This window comes from Bradyrhizobium sp. SZCCHNR1017, from assembly GCF_032381375.1.
In the GTDB taxonomy this organism is placed as follows: Bacteria; Pseudomonadota; Alphaproteobacteria; order Rhizobiales; family Xanthobacteraceae; genus Bradyrhizobium.
Map to the genome: position 1 here is coordinate 81,537 of NZ_JAUHIR010000015.1, position 17,490 is coordinate 99,026.

At 65.0% G+C, this 17,490-nt stretch carries 9 protein-coding genes; 3 read left to right on the forward strand and 6 right to left on the reverse strand.

Going from position 1 to position 17,490, the window contains the following annotated elements; genetic code table 11:
* Positions 1-86 precede the first annotated feature (86 nt).
* A complete protein-coding gene (locus QW863_RS28830; protein WP_315717996.1) occupies positions 87-398 on the forward strand; it encodes a polyhydroxyalkanoic acid system family protein in 312 nt (103 codons plus the stop codon).
* On the opposite strand, the gene treY is transcribed toward QW863_RS28830, so the two are convergent.
* Genes treY through treS form a run of 5 tightly spaced genes read right to left on the reverse strand, consistent with a single transcriptional unit; the run spans position 399 to position 12,485 of the window.
* On the reverse strand, positions 399-3,200 hold the full coding sequence (gene treY / locus QW863_RS28835; protein WP_315717997.1) for a malto-oligosyltrehalose synthase: 2,802 nt from the start codon (positions 3,198-3,200) through the stop codon (positions 399-401).
* 1 nt (position 3,201) lies between these two features.
* Positions 3,202-4,968 carry a malto-oligosyltrehalose trehalohydrolase gene (treZ, locus tag QW863_RS28840; protein WP_315717998.1) on the reverse strand — a complete coding sequence of 589 codons (1,767 nt, stop codon included), beginning with the start codon at positions 4,966-4,968 and terminating at the stop codon, positions 3,202-3,204.
* Entirely contained in the window at positions 4,965-7,040 is a 2,076-nt protein-coding gene (glgX, locus tag QW863_RS28845) for a glycogen debranching protein GlgX (protein ID WP_315717999.1), read from the reverse strand. The genes treZ and glgX overlap by 4 nt, the downstream gene beginning before the upstream one ends.
* A 4-nt stretch (positions 7,041-7,044) precedes the next feature.
* Positions 7,045-9,183 carry a 1,4-alpha-glucan branching protein GlgB gene (gene glgB, locus QW863_RS28850; RefSeq protein WP_315718000.1) on the reverse strand — a complete coding sequence of 713 codons (2,139 nt, stop codon included), beginning with the start codon at positions 9,181-9,183 and terminating at the stop codon, positions 7,045-7,047.
* On the reverse strand, positions 9,180-12,485 hold the full coding sequence (gene treS, locus QW863_RS28855; protein ID WP_315718001.1) for a maltose alpha-D-glucosyltransferase: 3,306 nt from the start codon (positions 12,483-12,485) through the stop codon (positions 9,180-9,182). Before treS ends, glgB begins: the two co-directional genes overlap by 4 nt.
* A 355-nt stretch (positions 12,486-12,840) precedes the next feature.
* Between treS and malQ the strand changes: the two genes are divergently transcribed.
* Together malQ and QW863_RS28865 are read left to right on the forward strand one after the other, a co-directional pair.
* The gene (malQ, locus tag QW863_RS28860) at positions 12,841-14,793 is read left to right on the forward strand and encodes a 4-alpha-glucanotransferase (RefSeq protein WP_315718066.1); all 1,953 of its coding nucleotides are present in this window, start codon (positions 12,841-12,843) and stop codon (positions 14,791-14,793) included.
* Between the two features lie 40 nt (positions 14,794-14,833).
* Positions 14,834-16,645, forward strand: a complete 1,812-nt coding sequence (locus QW863_RS28865; RefSeq protein WP_315718002.1) for a glycoside hydrolase family 15 protein — start codon at positions 14,834-14,836, stop codon at positions 16,643-16,645.
* An 11-nt stretch (positions 16,646-16,656) separates the two neighbouring features.
* Here the strand turns inward: QW863_RS28865 and QW863_RS28870 are convergent, their stop codons facing one another.
* Positions 16,657-17,481, reverse strand: coding sequence for an HAD family hydrolase (locus tag QW863_RS28870; RefSeq protein WP_315718003.1), 825 nt, complete (start codon positions 17,479-17,481; stop codon positions 16,657-16,659).
* Between the last annotated feature and the right edge of the window lie 9 nt (positions 17,482-17,490).

Here is a 17,490-nt window from a genome sequence, read left to right on the forward strand (position 1 = left end):
GTGGGAACAAGTAAAATGCAGCGTGTGTCTTTGCGGTCGTAGCCACCGATGACTACGTAGAGAGGGTTGTTAGTCAGGAGATCGCGATGTCAAGACCGCTTGTCGTTTCCATTCCGCATCGCCTCGGCAAGGACGAGGCCGTGCGCCGGCTCCAGGCCGGTCTCAGCCGCGCCGCGACCAGCGTTCCGGTCCTGAAGGTCGACGAAGAGCGCTGGGAGGGCGACAAGATGATCTTTCGCGTTCGCGCGCTCGGTCAGGCGGCGTCGGGCCATGTCGACGTCGCCGACGATCACGTGCGTGTCGAGGTCGTGCTGCCCTGGCTGCTGCAGCGCTTTGCCGAGGCGGCGCAATCCGCGATCCGCAGCCGCGGCCAGCTGCTGTTGACGAAGAAGAGCTGATCAGGTCGGCGCCGCTGCTGTCCGACGTCGACCAGGCGGGTGGGCTGCCGCGTCGGTCCGCGCCGGGATCGCCGCTGCAGGCAAATGCGTGAAGATGGAGGACACCGCCAGGATGCCGTCCTGCATGTCCGCCGGTATGTAGCCGCGGGCATGAACCTCGGCTTCGAAACCATCTGCGTGGGGCCACACCCGGCCACCGTCGGTGAAGGGTGCAAAGTTGCGCACGGTGACGACGACGACGGCGTCGCGCCCACGCCGCCGTGCGAAGGCAATGACGTGATCGGCATGACGTCCGCTCACCTCGAGCGGCTCGTAGGAGCCGTCGGTGAACACGGCGGGCATCTGGTTGCGAAGCTTCAGCAGCTCCCGCGTCCAGGCGAGCTTGATGCGGCCGTCCGGCCATTGGTCCGCGAGGTGGGCCCAGTCGGGAGTCTCGCACGCACGCAGCGCATGCTCACGCGCGGCGAAATCGACCGGGCGGCGGTTGTCGGGATCGACCATCGAAAGGTCCCAGAACTCGGTGCCCTGATAGAAATCCGGCACGCCGGGCATCGTCGCCTTCAGCGTGAGCTGGGTCAGCGAGTTCAGCGCGCCGAGCAAAGCGAGTCGCCTGGAAAGCGTCTCCAGCGACTGCAGGAACTCGGGCGAGCGCTCGCGATCCAGGATGCGGTCGATGAAGGCGCGCAGGCCGTTCTCATAGGCCTCGTTCGGATTGAGCCAGCTGGTCTCCTCCTTGCCCTCGCGCGCGGCCTTCAGCGCATAGGCCTGCAACCGCTCGGGCAGGGTGCCATCGGTGCCGCTTGCCGGCCAGATGCCGACGAGTGTCTGATACAGCATGTATTCGAACGCCGCCGAGGGCGCGCGCATCTTGCCATCCGTGATGACGTGCGGCGCGTTCAAGGTCTTCCAGCGCGCCATTGCGGACGTCCAATCGTTGGGCAGCTCGGTGATGGCGGCGAGCCGCGTGCGCGCATCCTCGCCGCGCTTGGTGTCGTGGGTAGCAGTGGCGGTCATGCCGTGCGGCCAATGCCTGCCGCGGTCCCGCATCAGCTTGTGGAAGTCGGCGATCGCCAGAGCATGCGCCGCTGGATCGCCACCGACCTCGTTGAGCGCGAGCAGTCGGTGGAAGCGGTAGAAGGCGGTGTCCTCCAGCGACTTCGCCATCATCGGCCCGGTGAACTGCTGCACCTTGAGGGCGAAGCGGCGCACACGCGGGACGCTGTGGTTGGTGCTGCGGTCGCGCTTGATGAGATCCATGGTCAGCGCATCGCGCAGGAACTCGAAGATCGAGCCGTCGGAGGCGAACCATTCGGCCCGGGCGCCTGCGATGGCGTGGTCGATCAGCTTGCGGTCGGTCTCGGTCGGGCCGGCTGTGGTGAGATAGGTGCGATAGACCGGGAAGTGAAGAACATACAGCTCGAGCGCCTGGCGCAGGATGTCTTCCGAATAGTCGCGCGTCGAGTAGTGGCCGTTGGCGATGCGCGCCAGCAGGCGGGTCAGCACGGTGAATTCGCTGGTCAGCAGCGTCTCCAGCACGCGCCGCTTGGCCTCCTTGATCACAGGCGCGAGCTTCGGCGGCTTGTTGCTGATCTGGCGCCAGATCTCGTCCAAGGGCTCCAGACCTTTGCCGTCGATCAGGACCTGGGTGATGACGTTCATCCACTCGTAGCCGGTGGTGCCGTGCACGCCGGCAAAACCCGGCAGCTTCTCGTGCTCGCAGAGAATCTTCTCGATGACGACGTAGAACGGCCCGGCTGCGGGCCCCCGAGCGTCGCGGATCAGCCGGCGCAGGCGCTGAAAATATTGTGCGGGATCGCGCAGGCCATCGATATGGTCGAGCCGCAGACCCTGCAACTGACCATCCGCGATCAGCTTCTTGACCAGCCGGTGGATAGCCTCGAACGTGCCGGCGTCCTCGACGCGCAGGCCCGCCAGCGTGTTGACGTCGAAGAAGCGGCGGTAGTTGATGTCGCTGGACGCAAGCCGCCAATGGCCGAGCTTGTAGTGCTGTCGCTCCAGCAGATGATGCAGAGCGAGCGTCTGCGCACCACGGTCGGGGCCGGCCTTATAGGCCGCGATCCCCTGGGCAATGACGTCGGCCGCGCCGGGAATGGCCTTGAGGGCCGCCTTGAACGCCGGCGCTTCCTTGCGGTTCGGATGGCGCAAGCCGCGATAGCGCGACGCCAGGTCGAGAATCGCCTTGCCGGCCTCGCTGCTCTCCTCACCGGCCTCCTTGACGATGATGCGCAATACCTCGCCGTAGCGCTCCGGCGCGATCGGCAACCGATGCTCGAAGTACCAGCAGGAGAACGAGCCTTCGTCCGGATCATAGCGCAGCTCGATGTCGCCATGTTCGAGCGCGTGGCCGTAGGAGGTGCCGATGATCGGCAGCAGCACGCCGCCGCGCGCGCGGTACGGCAACTGGTCCCAGTCGATGTCGAACGAGGCGGCGTGCGGCGAAGCCTGGCCCCATTCGAGCACGTCGAGCCACCACGGATTGTCGTCGAAATGCACGCCGACATGGTTCGGCACGAAGTCGAGGATGAGGCCGAGATCGTACTGCTTCAGCGCCGCGCTCAGTTTCGCAAAGCCGTCCTCGCCGCCGAGCTCGGGATTGAGCTTGGAATGATCGGTGATGTCGTAGCCATGCGTCGAGCCCTTCCGCGCCGTCATGAAGGGCGAAGCGTAGACGTGGCTGATGCCCAGCGCCTTCAGATATGGCAAGACGCGTGCGGCCGATTCGAAGTTGAAATCACCCGTGAGCTGCAGGCGATAGGTCGCGAGGGGAATGGCCGGAGGCATGCTATCCCCCGATGCTCCAGAACACCGACCACGGCGGCAGGCGGTCTCCAGGCGTGTCGCCCCAGATCGGGGTGCCCGGGACGCCGGTCGGCGAAGCCGCGAGCTCCCTGTCGGAGACGTTGGCAAGCAGATTTAGCCGGCTGCCATCGCCCATCAGCCAATGCGCGCTCAGGCGACCGTCATCGGTCACGTCCGCCTCGCCGAATTTCGCTCCCGGAAGCCGCGGCGCAACCTCCTTGTGACGCACCGCAAGGAGCGCGCGCACCAGCGCGAGACGCTCGCGCCCCGGCGACTCATTGCGGGAGTCCCAGTCGATGATTGCAGACTTGAAGGTTTCGATGTCGAGCGGATCGGGAACCTCGTCGCCATATTTGGCGTACGCCCACTCATACTCCCTGCGGCGTCCGTTGCGCACGGCATGCGCGAGGTCGCCCTGGAAGTCGCAGAAGAACGGGAACGGCTGCTTCGAGCCCCATTCCTCGCCCATGTACAGCATCGGGACGGTGGGCGCGAGCAGCGTCACCGCGAGTGCCGCCGCGATCCCTTCCGGCGACGCCAGCGCCTCCAGGCGGTCGCCGAACACGCGGTTGCCGATCTGGTCGTGGTTCTGCAGGAAGTTGACGAACGCGCCGGGGGCCAGATGACCGCTCGGCTCGCCCCGCGGATCGCCGCCCCAGAATGCCGCGGGTTCGCCTTGGTAGACGAAGCCGGAGGCGAGCGCGCGAGCGAGATCGCGGCGCGGCGCCTGCTGGTAGTCACCGTAATAGCCGCCGCTCTCGCCGGTCAGGATCACGTGCCAGGTGTGATGATAGTCGTCGTTCCACTGCGCGCGGAATTTGCCGCGCGGCGGCTCCTCTGCGGAATCCAGCATGCTGGCGCGGTTGTCGCCGTTTTCGAGCACGAGATGGATGTGCCGCCCGGTTGCTTCGACCAGCTTGCCCACGGCGGCGCTGAGATCGTGCAGCATCGGGATCTCACCCTCGTTGGACAGGATGTGATTCACGGCGTCGAAGCGCAGGCCGTCGAAGCGATAGTCCGTCAGCCAATGCAACGCGTTCTGAATCGCGAAGGCGCGCACTTCGGAGAGCCGGTAGTCGATCGCGCTGCCCCACGGCGTATGCGCGTCGGTGAAGAAGGTCGGCGCATAGCGGCCGATGTAGTTTCCCTCCGGGCCGAAGTGATTGTAGACGACGTCGAGAAACACCATGATGCCACGCAGATGCGCCTCGTCGATCAGCGCGCGCAGATCATCGGGACGCCCATAGACGCTGTCCGGCGCGTAGAGCAGCACGCCGTCATAGCCCCAGTTGCGGGAGCCGGCGAAGTCCGCCAGCGGCATCAGTTCGAGCGCGGTGATGCCGGTTTCGACGAGATGATCGAGCTTGTCGATCATTGCGCGGTAGGTGCCTTCCGTCGTGAAGGTGCCGACATGGCTTTCGAGGAACACGGCATCCTGCCATGGACGACCGCGCCAGTTTTCGGAGCGCCAGGTGTAGGCACGGTGGTCGATGATTTCGCTCGGGCCGGAGACATCCTCCGGCTGGAAATCCGAGCCGGGATCTGGAACGTCGAGCTCATCGTCAATACGGAACTTATACCGCGTGCCGGCGCCGGCGCCGGCGACGTCGAGCGAATACCAACCGCCATCCCCGCGTTGCATCTCATGCTTGACGTCGAGGATCAGATCGACGCGCCTGGCGGCAGGCGCCCACAGCCGGAACGTCGTGCCGTCCTGCGTGAGCCGAGGTCCGAATTGACGGCCGTTCATGACTGGCCCGCATACGCCAGCACGGAGCGGGACGGGGCCTTGAGGTCCGCACCGGACGCGAAATCGATCGGCGTCTGCTGGGCTTCGGTGGTGTTCAGGACCTGTTGCCACGTCTTGTACTCGGCAAGCTTGGGCAATTTGAATCCGATCTCTTCGGGGGCCGCGTTCAGAACGATAAAGATCGGAGCCTGTTCCTGTTCCACCGGAGCGAGCACATAGGCGAGAAATCGTCCGTCGGGAAAGGTCCAGTCGGTTTGTGTCATCTCCTCCGCCGAAGGCGTCAGCCACAGCACGCCGAAGCTGCCGTCCGGGCGGCGGCCATCGAGCCAGCGACGTGCGCGAATCTGGCCGAAGCGGCGGCGCAGCTCGGTCATGTGCGCGATGAAGTCGATGAGATCATCGACCTCGCGGCCCATGCCGCTCCAGTCCACCCAGCCGACCTCGTTGTCCTGGCAATAGGCGTTGTTGTTGCCATGCTGCGAGTTGCCGACCTCGTCGCCTGCGAGCAGCAGCGGCAGGCCCTGCGCGAGGAACAGACAGGCGAGCTGGTTCTTGCGCGACTGCCGCCGCAGCGCCGTGATCGTCACGTCGTCGGTCGGCCCCTCATGACCGAAATTGTTGCTGTGGTTGTCGTTGGAGCCGTCGCGATTGTCCTCGCCGTTCGCCTCATTGTGCTTGCTGTTGTAGCTGAAGAGATCGGCCAGCGTGAACCCGTCATGGACGGTGACGTGATTGACGCTGGCGCGCTGGGTGCGGCCGTCATGGTTGAAGATGTCGGACGAGCCGGTCATGCGGCTCGACACCTCGCCGATCAGGCTGCCTTCGCCGCTCCAGTAGCGACGCATGGCGCTACGATAGCGGTCGTTCCATTCGGACCATTGCGAGGGGAATGCGCCGACCTGATAGCCGCCGAGACCGACGTCCCAGGGCTCTGCGACCAGCTTGACGCTCGCCAGCACCGGGTCCTGGCGGATCGCGGTGAGAAAGCCGCTGCGCCGGTCGAAGCCGTGCTTCTCGCGCGCCAGGGTGGTGGCAAGGTCGAAGCGGAAGCCGTCGACGTGGCAGACCTCGACCCAGTAGCGCAGCGAGTCCATCACCATCTGGAGCACACGCGGATGCGTCAGGTTAACGGACGAGCCGCAGCCGGTGAAGTCGTCGTAGAAGCGCGGATTGTCGGGCTTCAGCCAGTAGTAGGACGCGTTGTCGATGCCGCGATAGCACAGGGTGGGTCCGAGATGGTTGCCCTCGGCGGTGTGGTTGTAGACGACGTCGAGCATGACCTCTATGCCGGCATCGTGCAGCCTTGCCACCGTCGTCCGGAAGGCATCGAGCGGATTGTCCTGCGCGTAGCGAAGCTCCGGCGCGAAGAACGAGATCGTGTTGTAGCCCCAGTAGTTGACCAGCTTCTTCTCGACCAGCATGCGGTCGTCGATGAAGGCGTGGATGGGAAGCAGCTCGATCGTCGTGACGCCGAGCCGCTTCAGATGCTTGATCATCGCCGGCGACGACAGCCCGCCATAGGTGCCGCGCAGATTGGGTGGGACGTCGTCGCGCTTGTTGGTCAGGCCCTTGACATGGGCCTCGTAGATGATCGTGTCCTCCCACGGGATCTGCGGCCGCATTTCGCGCCGGCCCCAGTTGAAGGTCTCGTCGATGACGACAGCCTTGGGCATGCCGCGGGCGTTGTCGCGCCGGTCGAACGAGAGATCCTCGCGCGGCGAGCCGGCGCGGTAGGCGAAATGCGCGTCGCTCCAGACCAGCCGGCCGGCGAGCCGCTTGGCATAGGGGTCGAGCAGCAGCTTGTTGGCATTGAAGCGGTGGCCCTGCTCCGGCTCGTAAGGACCGTAGACACGGTAGCCATAGAGCTGCCCCGGCGAGACATCGTTGAGATAGCCGTGCCAGACATCCTCCGTCCGCTCCGGCAGTTCGATGCGCTCGATCTCGCGCCGGCCCTGGCTATCGAACAGGCAGAGCTCGACCTTCTCGGCATTGGCGGAGAACAGGGCAAAATTGGTCCCCCGTCCGTCCCAGGTTGCTCCGAGACGGGCGTGGCTTCCGGCGGCCAGGCGCATTGCGTCAGGCTTCCGGGAGGAGAAATACCGCTGCCATGGGCGGGAGGATGAGGTTGAGCTGGTGTTCTTCAGAGGCATGGACCTGGCCGACGTTGCCGACATTGCTGCCGCCATAATGCAGGGAGTCGGAATTGAAAGCTTCCCTCCATCTGCCGCCGAACGGCACGCGGACCCGGTAATTGTAATACACGTTGGGCGAAAAGTTCACGACCACGACGCAGCGCGCGTGCTCATCGAAGCCCTTGCGCACCCAGGCGAAGACGTTTCGGTCGGAGTCGTCCGTCGTCAACCACTCGAAGCCGTCCGGCTCGCAGTCCCGCTCATGCAGCGCCGGCACGTTGCGGTAGAGATGGTTGAGGTCGCGGATCAGGGCCTGGATGCCGGCATATTTGGCGTCGCCGAGCAGATGCCAGTCGAGCGAGGTATCGTGATTCCACTCGCGCTCCTGGGCGAGCTCGCAACCCATGAACAGGAGCTTCTTGCCGGGATGCCCGAACATGAAGCTATAATAGGCGCGCAGGTTGGCAAAACGCTGCCAGTCGTCGCCCGGCATCCGGCCAAGGATGGAGCGCTTGCCGTGCACGACCTCGTCATGCGACAGCGGCAGGATGAAGTTTTCCGAAAAGGCGTAGTGCAGGCCGAACAGGATCTCGCCGTGGTGATATTTGCGGTGGATCGGGTCCTTGCTGATGTAGCGCAAGGTGTCGTGCATCCAGCCCATGTTCCACTTGTAGCCGAAACCGAGCCCGCCCATGTCGACTGGGCGAGACACCTGCGGCCACGCCGTGGATTCCTCGGCAGCCGTCGTCGCCTGCGGGAAATGGCCGAACACGTCGATATTGGTCCGGCGCAGAAACTCGATGGCCTCGAGGTTCTCGCGCCCGCCATATTTGTTCGGAATCCAGCCGCCGGACGGACGGCTGTAGTCGAGATAGAGCATCGAGGCGACGGCATCGACGCGCAGACCGTCGATGCCGTAGCGCTCCAGCCAGAACAGCGCGTTCGAGCGCAGGAAATTGGCGACTTCGGTGCGGCCGTAATTGTAGATCAGCGTGCCCCAGTCGAGCTGCCGGCCCTGCATCGGGTTGGCGTGCTCGTACAGCGCGGTGCCGTCGAAATGGCCTAGGCCGTGCGGGTCATCCGGGAAATGGCCTGGCACCCAGTCGAGCCACACCGCGAGGCCCTCGCGGTGGCACGCATCAACCAGCGCACAGAAGTCCTCAGGACTGCCGAAGCGGCTGGTCGGCGCGAACAGGCCGGTCGGCTGATAGCCCCAGGAGCCGTCGAACGGGTGCTCGCTGACCGGCAGGAATTCGATGTGCGTGAAGCCCATGTCGCGTGCATAGGCCGGCAGTTGCTCGGCGAGTTCGCGATAGGTCAGCCACTGGTTATTGTCCTTGCGCCGCCAGGAGCCGAGATGCACCTCATAGATCGAGACCGGCCTGTTCAGCTTGTTGATGTCATGCGGCGCCGGCCGAGGTCGCGGCAGGCTGGACTCGTCGACCACGATCGATGCGGTCTTGGGACGCATCTCGGCCGCGAAGGCCATCGGGTCCGATTTCAGCGGCAGGTGCTCGCCCTGCGGGCCGATGATGTCGAACTTGTAGTGGTCGCCGGCCCTGGCGCGGGGAATGAACAGCTCCCAGTAGCCGTTGCCGCGGACGCGCATCGGGTGGCGCCGCGCATTCCAGAAGTTGAAATCGCCGACCACGCTGACGCGACGCGCGTTCGGCGCGAGCACGACGAAGCCGACGCCGTCGACGCCGTCGAGCACCATTGGATGCGCGCCGAGCTTGTCGTAGAGCCGCTCATGATTGCCTTCGCCGAGCAGATGCAGGTCGAAGTCGCTCAGGATCGGCAGGAAACGATAAGGATCTTCGAGGTCGGTGACGTGGTCGCCGAATGTCGCCCGAAGCCGATAGCGCTGCAGCGACGGCATGGTCCCGGTGAACAGGCCGGCATCATGGATGCGCGTCAGCGCGGCGACGTCGCCGTGCTCGCCGACCACCTCGACGCGGGAGGCCTCGGGCAGGAACGCGCGCACGACCGTCCGCCCGTCGACATTGTGCTGACCGAGATAGCGAAACGGGTCGGCATGCCGACCTTCGATGATCGCAAACGCCTCGGGAGAAAGATGGGTCATGAGGACTCGCTGGCTGATGCTGGCTCGGACAGGACGCGAAGCAGGTTGCTCAATGCGATGCGCAACCAGTCCGGCCGGTGAGCCAGATCATATTCGAGCGCTCCGAGGGCTTTTTCCAGCATGAAAAAGTTAAGGAGCGCCTCCGCCGTATGCGGATCGTCCGGCCAGAGGCGCTGACTGGCCTTGATCTCGCGATAGCCAGCCAAGAAGGCGGTCGCGGCCTGGTCGCGCCATTCCGACAGCGCGGCGGCGATACGGCCGTGATCGTCCTGGCTCGCCCTCAGGGCGCGCTCCTGGGCGACGCGGACCGAGCAATCGATCGAGCGCAGGAAGCCTGCGATGTCGCGCGCCGGCGGCGCCTTGCGCCGACGCTCCGCAAGCGGCTGCTCCTCGTCACCGTCGAAGTCGATGATGAAAATATCGTCCTTGACGATGAGGATCTGGCCGAGATGGAAATCGCCATGCAGCCGGATGTCGCAGCCGCCGATATGGTGCGGGATCAGGCTGCTGAGGCGCTCCGACAGCTCGCCGCGCCTGGCGAGCACCTGGTCGACCAGCCCTCGTTCCGGATCCTTGAGGTGATCGCGGCGCTCGCTCAGGCCCGTGAGGATCCGGTCAGCCTGGCCGCGCAGCCGGTCGATCCAGTGATCGAGATGATCTGCGTTCGTGGGCTCGGGCGCGAAATCGACGATGTCGCTGCGCGAGGCGAGCGCCGCATGCAACTCGCCGACGCGACGGCCTGCCTGCGCCATGTAGCGCAGATAGGGCGACAGCTCCTCGCTCTGCCGCTCGTCGCCGCTCGCGGCGAACACGCGCTGGTCGTCGACGTAGCGATCGAGATAGGCGGCGCTGACGGTCCAGCCGTCGCCCTGGTTCTCGACGAAGCCGTGGACGCAGCCGACGGTCTGCCGCTCGCCCTCCTGGATCACCTCGACACTGCCGAGCAGCGGCGGGACATTGGCGAAGCCTACGGTCTCCGTGAGGAAACCGCCGATCTCGATCTCCGGGTGCGGACCAGCCTCCAGCTCGCGGCGGAGCTTGATGAAGAACTCGTTGTTGACCACCGCCTTGCTGCTGCAGCGGTCGGTCTCGACCACGCGCACCTGCTCCGATTCGCGGATCTGCTTGTCGGGAAACCGCGACGTCGGCCGGAATTCGAGGCGCACCCCGTTTTCCTCGACCGTCAACGCTTGCTTCAGATTGTGCAGGAGCAGCGCAAGAAAGATCGGGCTCGTCGCTGCATCGAGCAGCGTTCCCTCGCGGGCGCCCTGGCGCACGGCGGCGAAGGCCTGCGGATTGTAGCGATCGCGATCGAAACGCACCCACTCGATCTGCATCGGCAGCAGATAGCGCCGCTTCTCGTCGCGCTCGGCGGCCTTGAAGAAGATCAGCCAGGGCCGGTTGTCGCCGATGTCGCAGAACGGGATCGCCGAGGTCAGCGTCGGATGGATCGCGTCCGCCGAGCGCTCGGGGTACCATCGTGCGCGCGCCAGATGACCGGGCAGAACGTCGCGTTCGAACACGCTGCGAGTGCGAGCCAGCGATACCCAGGTCGAGCCGAGCGGCACGACCAGCGTCTCGAACTCCGGTACCGCGCGCTGGATGATGGGCTCCGACTTCTCGCGCTCCTTGAGCTGGAACCAGTAGAATCCGTAGGGCGCGAGCGTGATCATGTAAGGCAGTTCGCCGATGGCGGGAAAGCGCGAGCGGCCGAGCATTTCGATCGGGACGCGATCCTTGAATGGCGAGAGATCGAGCTCGGTCGCCTGCGCCGAGCGCGACAGGTTGGCGACGCAGAGGATGACCTCGTCCTTGTATTGGCGGACATAGGCCAGAACCGACCGGTTGGCCGGGCGGATGAAGGTCATGGTGCCCCTGCCGAAGGCCAGCGTCGACTTGCGCACCGAGATCAGCTTCTTGGTGGCGTTCAAAAGCGACGACAGGCTGCGCGACTGCGCCTCGACATTGACCGCCTCGTAGCCGTACACCGGGTCCATGATCATCGGCGCGTAGAGCCGCGCCGGGTCGGCGCGCGAGAAGCCCCCATTGCGGTCGGGCGTCCATTGCATCGGCGTTCGTACGCCGTTGCGGTCGCCGAGATAGATGTTGTCACCCATCCCGATCTCGTCGCCGTAATAGATGATCGGCGTGCCGGGGAATGACATCAGCAGCGAGTTCATCAGCTCGATCTTGCGCCGGTCATTGTCCATCAGCGGCGCGAGGCGGCGGCGGATGCCGACATTGATGCGCGCACGCGGATCGTTGGCGTAGGTCGACCACAGATAGTCGCGCTCGACGTCGGTGACCATCTCCAGGGTCAGCTCGTCATGATTGCGCAGGAACAGCGCCCATTGGCAGGTCGCGGGAATGTCGGGCGTCTGGCGCAGGATGTCGGTGATCGGGAAGCGGTCCTCCTGGGCGATCGCCATGTAGATGCGCGGCATCAGCGGGAAGTGATAGGCCATATGGCATTCGTCGCCCTGGCCGAAATATTCCTGAACGTCCTCCGGCCACTGATTGGCTTCCGCCAGCAGCAGCTTGTCCTTGGCGTAATTGTCGAGCTCGACACGCAGGCGCTTGATGATCGCATGCGTCTCGGGGAGGTTTTCGTTGTTGGTGCCGTCGCGCTCGCAGAGGTAGGGGATGGCGTCAAGCCGGAAGCCGTCGACGCCGGCATCGAGCCAGCGTTTCATCACCTGGATGATCGCGTTGACCACGCGCGGATTGTCGAAGTTGAGGTCCGGCTGGTGCGAGAAGAAGCGGTGCCAGTAGAACTGGCCGGCCTCCGGATCCCAGGTCCAGTTGGACTTCTCGGTATCGGTGAAGATGATTCGGGTGCCGAGATATTTCTGGTCGGTGTCGCTCCAGACGTACCAGTTGCGGGCGCTGGAGCCGGGCGGGCTGCGCCGGGCGCGCTTGAACCAGTGATGCTGGTCGGAGGTGTGATTGACCACGAGCTCGGTGATCACCCGCAGGCCGCGCCGCTTGGCCTCTTGGATGAAGCGCTTGAACTCCTTCATCGTCCCGAAATCGGGATTGATGCTGCCGTAATCGGCGATGTCGTAGCCGTCGTCGCGGCCAGGCGAGGGGTAAAACGGCAGCAGCCACAGCGTGGTGACGCCGAGGTCCTGCAGATAGTCCAGCTTGTCGGTCAGGCCGGCGAAGTCGCCGACGCCGTCATTGTTGCTGTCGGCGAACGCCTTGACGTGCAGCTGATAGATGATCGCGTCCTTGTACCAGAGACCGTCGCCGTCGGGCTCGGTCTGCAGGCTGGGCGAATCCAGGGATGACATCAGGTTCATGAGGCCCTCACCTAGGAGAGAGGATGATGATGCGGCTGCGATCGGAGGCGTCTCGAAAGATGTCTCGGCCTCGACAGATGCGGCTCTCCTCAAAAGAGGGCAGAATAGGGGAGAAAGCGTCTTTGAGGGCGACGCTCTCGAACGTGTGCGCAAATTTGTTCACGGTGATGCCATTGACAATAAAACGGCGTCCCGGTTCGCTAGAAACCGAGACGACCCCAATTACAAAGCCGCAAGGCTCGTTTTGTTCCCCGGGGAACGACGGCCTTGCCGCGGCGTTAGGGGCTTATCCTCTTGCCGTCCCACAACAATTTTACGACGTACGACTTGCCGTTACGTCCAGATCGCGTGCCGAATGGATCTCTACAGCGAAGCCCATAGTCTCGGAATCCTGACAGAATTCTACGATGGTCAGGGGCACCGTCGTGTGACCGACGAAGCGGCCCTCAAGATCATCGTGGAGGCCTTTCCCCGGCCCACGCCGCATCGGCTGCTGAGCGATGCGGTGGTGATTCGCTCTGGGCAGCCCGCGCGCAGCCGCCTGACCGAGGCGGCGAAGCTGCCGGTCAGGTGGACCATCAGGCGTGGCGACGCTGAGATCGCGAAGGGAGACGCCGGCGAGGCCCTGGTCGAGTGGCCGGGTGATCTGCCGGTCGGCAGCTACCGCCTCGAGCTGGTGGATGCGTCGTCGTACCGCGAGGAGCTGCCGCTGCTCGTCGCACCGGCGAAGGCCTTCGCCGGTGATTTCGACCGTGTCTGGCTGCTGGCGGTGCAGCTCTACGGCATTCGATCCGGCCGCAACTGGGGCATGGGCGATTTCACCGACCTTGCCAATCTCATCACGCTTTGCGCCGAACTCGGCGCCGATGGCGTCGGCCTCAATCCGTTGCACGCGCTGTTCGACGACCGGCCGGGCGATTTCAGCCCTTACGCGCCGAACAGCCGGCTGTTCCTGAATGCGCTCTATGTCGATGTCGAGCAGGCCCCGGGCTTCGCGAAGGGGCCCGGCAGCAAGGTGCTGGAGCCGCTGCGGCAGGCCGAGCTGGTGGACTACAAGGGTGTGGCGGCGTTGAAATGGCCGGCCCTGCGTGCCGCCTTCGACGCTTTCATGGCTGCGCCCGACGCCGCGGCCGCTGCGGAGTTCAAGGCCTATCGGGCCGAGCGTGGCGAGCTGCTGGCCCGCTTCACCTGCTTCGAGGTGTTGCGGCATCGCTTCCTGAAGCCCTGGTGGGACTGGCCCGAGGAGTGGCGGCAGCCCGATGCTGCGCGCTGCGCGGCGCTGCTCAGCGGCCCCGACCGGAGGGAGGCCGAGTTCATCGCCTATGTGCAATGGCTCGCCGAGCGACAATTGCGCCATTGCCGGGATCTCGCGCATCGGCTGGGAATGAAGGTCGGCTTGTATCTCGACGTCGCGGTCGGCGTTCAATCCGACGGCTTCGATGCCTGGAACGAGCAGGGCGCCATTTCGCGCACGCTCTCGGTCGGGGCGCCCCCCGATCCCTTGAACACGGTCGGGCAGAACTGGGGGCTCGCCGGGTTCAACGCGCCCGGACTGGCGCTGAAGAATTTCGAGCCGTTCCGGGAGATGGTTCGGGCGTCGATGCGGCATGCCGGCGCGATCCGGCTCGACCATGTGCTCGGTTTGAAGCGACTCTATCTGGTGCCGCACGGATTTCCGGCCAAGCAGGGCGCGTACGTGCAGATGCCGTTCGAGGCGCTGTTGGCCGCGACCGTCATCGAGAGCGTCGCCAATGAATGCATCGTCATCGGCGAGGATCTCGGCACCGTGCCGGAGGGCTTTCGCGAACAGATGGCCGATTGGGGATTGTGGTCCTACAAGGTGATGATCTTCGAACGCGACGACAACGGCCGCTTCCGCGATGTCGACTTCTATCCGCCGAACGCGCTGGTGACGCTGAATACCCACGACCTCTCGACCTACGCCGGCTGGCGCTCGTTCGGCGATCTCAAGACCAAACGCGGGCTGGGCATCGATCCTGGTGAAAGCGACCAGGATCGCTGGGATGCGTTGGGGCTCTGGGACGAGGTGCTCCGCCAACACGGCATTCAAGCCAACGATGTCCACTCAGCGATCGCCTTCCTGTCGCGGACGCGGTCCCGGCTGCTGGTGATTTCCCTGGAGGATCTGCTGGAAGTGGTCGATCAGCCCAATATTCCCGGCACGATCGACGAGCATCCGAACTGGCGCCGCAAGATGCCGATCAAGCTCGAGGACATCGCCGGTGCGACCAGCGTCGCGGCGTTGAAGGCGGCGACCGCCGAACGGATCAGCCCGGCCGGCGTTTAGAACGGGGGGATTGCGGGGGGCAGTTGCACGCGGATGCCAAATGTCCTGCAAGATCGAAGACTACGCGCTGATTGGTGATTGTGAGACGGCTGCCCTGGTGAGCCGGAACGGGTCGATCGACTGGCTGTGTTGGCCGGCGTTCGATTCGGATGCCTGTTTCGCAGCCTTGCTGGGAGATCGCAGCCATGGCCGCTGGCTGATCGAGCCGCGCGGCGACGTCCGATCGACGTCTCGCCGTTATCGCGGCGACAGCCTCATCCTCGAGACGCGATACGAAACTGCGACCGGCACCGTCGAGATGATCGATTTCATGCCGCCGCGGGGCAGGGCCTCCGATGTCGTTCGGCTGGTCCGCGGCGTCTCCGGCCGGGTCGCCATGCGGATGGAGCTTATCATCCGCTTCGGGTTCGGCATCGAGATTCCCTGGGTCAAGCGTTCCGAGGATCGCTCCGCGCTGCTCGCCATCTGCGGCCAGGACATGGCGGTGCTGCATACGCCGGTCGCGACCCGCGGCGCGGACATGACCACGGTGGCGGAGTTCGAGGTCGCTGCCGGCGAAACCGTGCCTTTCGTGCTCACCTACGGTCCGTCGCATCTGCCGGCGCCCAAGGCGATCGATCCGGATCAGGCGCTGGATGACACCGAAACGTTCTGGGCCGACTGGTCGCGGCGCTGCACCCATCAGGGCGAGCATCGCGCACTCGTGATGCGCTCGCTGATCACCTTGAAGGCGCTCACCTACGCGCCGACCGGCGGCATCGTCGCGGCGCCGACCACCTCGCTGCCGGAGAAGCTCGGCGGCCGGCGCAACTGGGACTACCGATTCTGCTGGCTGCGTGACGCGACGTTCACGCTGCTCGCGTTGATGAACTCGGGTTACACCGAGGAAGCGCTGGCCTGGCACAACTGGCTGCTGCGCGCCGCGGCGGGCGCTCCCGCCTACATGCAGATCATGTATGGCATCATGGGCCAGCGGCGGCTGATGGAGTGGGAGGCCGAGTGGCTGCCGGGCTACGAGGGTGCCCAGCCGGTGCGGATCGGCAATGCCGCGCATGCGCAGCTCCAGCTCGACGTCTACGGCGAGCTGATGGATGCCTTCCATCAGGCCCGCATGACCAAGCTCAAGCTGGACGACGGCACCTGGGACCTGGAATGCGCGGTGCTCGACCATCTCACCGACGTCTGGGACCAGCCCGACCACGGCATCTGGGAACGCCGCGGCGATGGCCGTCACTACGTGTTCTCCAAGGTGATGACCTGGGTGGCGTTCGATCGCGCGATCAAGAGCGCGGAGAAATTCGGGTTCAAGGCGCCGCTGGAGCGCTGGCGGCGGCTGCGCGAGACGATTCATCACGATGTCTGCGCCAAGGGCTACGACGAAAGCCTCGGCAGCTTCGTCGAGTCCTATGGCTCGCGGCTGCTCGATGCCAGCCTGCTGCTGTTGCCGGCGGTCGGCTTCCTGCCGTGCTCCGATTCGCGCATTCGCGGCACGGTCGACGCGATTGAGGAGCATCTGCTGCGGGACGGCTTCGTGCTCCGGCACGATCCGCGCGAGGTCCCGCCGGACGAGCAGCAGCCGATCGAAGGCGCGTTCCTGGCCTGCACGCTGTGGCTGGCCGACGCCCATGTCCTGGCGGGCGATACGGAGAAGGCCGAGACGCTGTTCCGCCGCGTGGTGAACATCGCCAACGACGTTGGACTGCTGGCCGAAGAATACGACACCGAGGCACGGCGGCAGACCGGCAACTTTCCCCAGGCGCTGACCCATATCGCGCTGATCAACACGGCGCAAAATCTGAGCAGCGCCAAGAAGGCCAGCGACAAACCCGCAAGGCAGCGGTCGGGAGCCTGAGCTGCCGCGCGTCAGCTTGCGGATGAGCCTTGCGCGTTTTCCGCCAGGATCATCTCCATGGCATTGGCAAAGCCTTCGTCCTGATTGGACGTGGTGATGCGCTTGGCTTTGCTCTTCACCTCGTCGCTGGCATTGCCCATGGCGATCGACAATCCGCTCACCTCGAACATCGCGACATCATTGTGCATGTCGCCGATGGTCGCGACCTGGTCGAGCGGAACGCCGAGCCGCTTGGCCATCGCCGTGACGAAGGTGCCCTTGTTGCGCCCGGGCGGAGTGATGTCGAGATAGTAGCTCTGCGAGCGGACCGCCGTCGCCTCGGTCCCCAGCGTCTGCTGCATCTGGCTCTCGCAGTGCGCCAGCAGCTCGAAATCGCTGCTGGCGCCGACGATCTTGCAGGCGTTCGACAGATAGGGGGAGAAATCGTCGACGATCGTCGGCTCCGCGCGTATCGCGCGCCGCTCGTTCGGGACGTACTCGCCGTCCGGATTGCGCGTCAGCCAGGCATCATTGGTGAAGACCCAGATGTCGACCCTGGATTGTTGGAGAAGATCGACGCAGCGCGCGGCGGCCGCGGGCGGGATCAGGCTCTGCTCGAGCGGGCGCATGTCAGCGCCGATGATCGAGCTGCCGTTGAAGGGGCCGACCGGAAGGCTGATCTGCAGCGGCTCGATCAGAAAGCGCATGCCGATCGCAGGGCGGCTCGAGGTGAGCGTGAAGGCGACGCCACATTCGTGCAGGCGTCGTGCCACCTTCGCGGCCCGCTCGGTCAGAACCTTGTCCTTGGTCAGCAGCGTGCCGTCGACGTCGGATACGACGAGAGCGATGCGGGTCATGAGCCCTTC

Coding starts and splice junctions, on each gene's coding strand:
- QW863_RS28830 (WP_315717996.1), top strand. CDS start 87: ATGTCAAGACCGCTTGTCGTTTCCATTCCGCATCGCCTCGGCAAGGAC.
- treY (WP_315717997.1), bottom strand. CDS start 3,200: ATGCCTCCGGCCATTCCCCTCGCGACCTATCGCCTGCAGCTCACGGGT.
- treZ (WP_315717998.1), bottom strand. CDS start 4,968: ATGAACGGCCGTCAATTCGGACCTCGGCTCACGCAGGACGGCACGACG.
- glgX (WP_315717999.1), bottom strand. CDS start 7,040: ATGCGCCTGGCCGCCGGAAGCCACGCCCGTCTCGGAGCAACCTGGGAC.
- glgB (WP_315718000.1), bottom strand. CDS start 9,183: ATGACCCATCTTTCTCCCGAGGCGTTTGCGATCATCGAAGGTCGGCAT.
- treS (WP_315718001.1), bottom strand. CDS start 12,485: ATGAACCTGATGTCATCCCTGGATTCGCCCAGCCTGCAGACCGAGCCC.
- malQ (WP_315718066.1), top strand. CDS start 12,841: ATGGATCTCTACAGCGAAGCCCATAGTCTCGGAATCCTGACAGAATTC.
- QW863_RS28865 (WP_315718002.1), top strand. CDS start 14,834: ATGTCCTGCAAGATCGAAGACTACGCGCTGATTGGTGATTGTGAGACG.
- QW863_RS28870 (WP_315718003.1), bottom strand. CDS start 17,481: ATGACCCGCATCGCTCTCGTCGTATCCGACGTCGACGGCACGCTGCTG.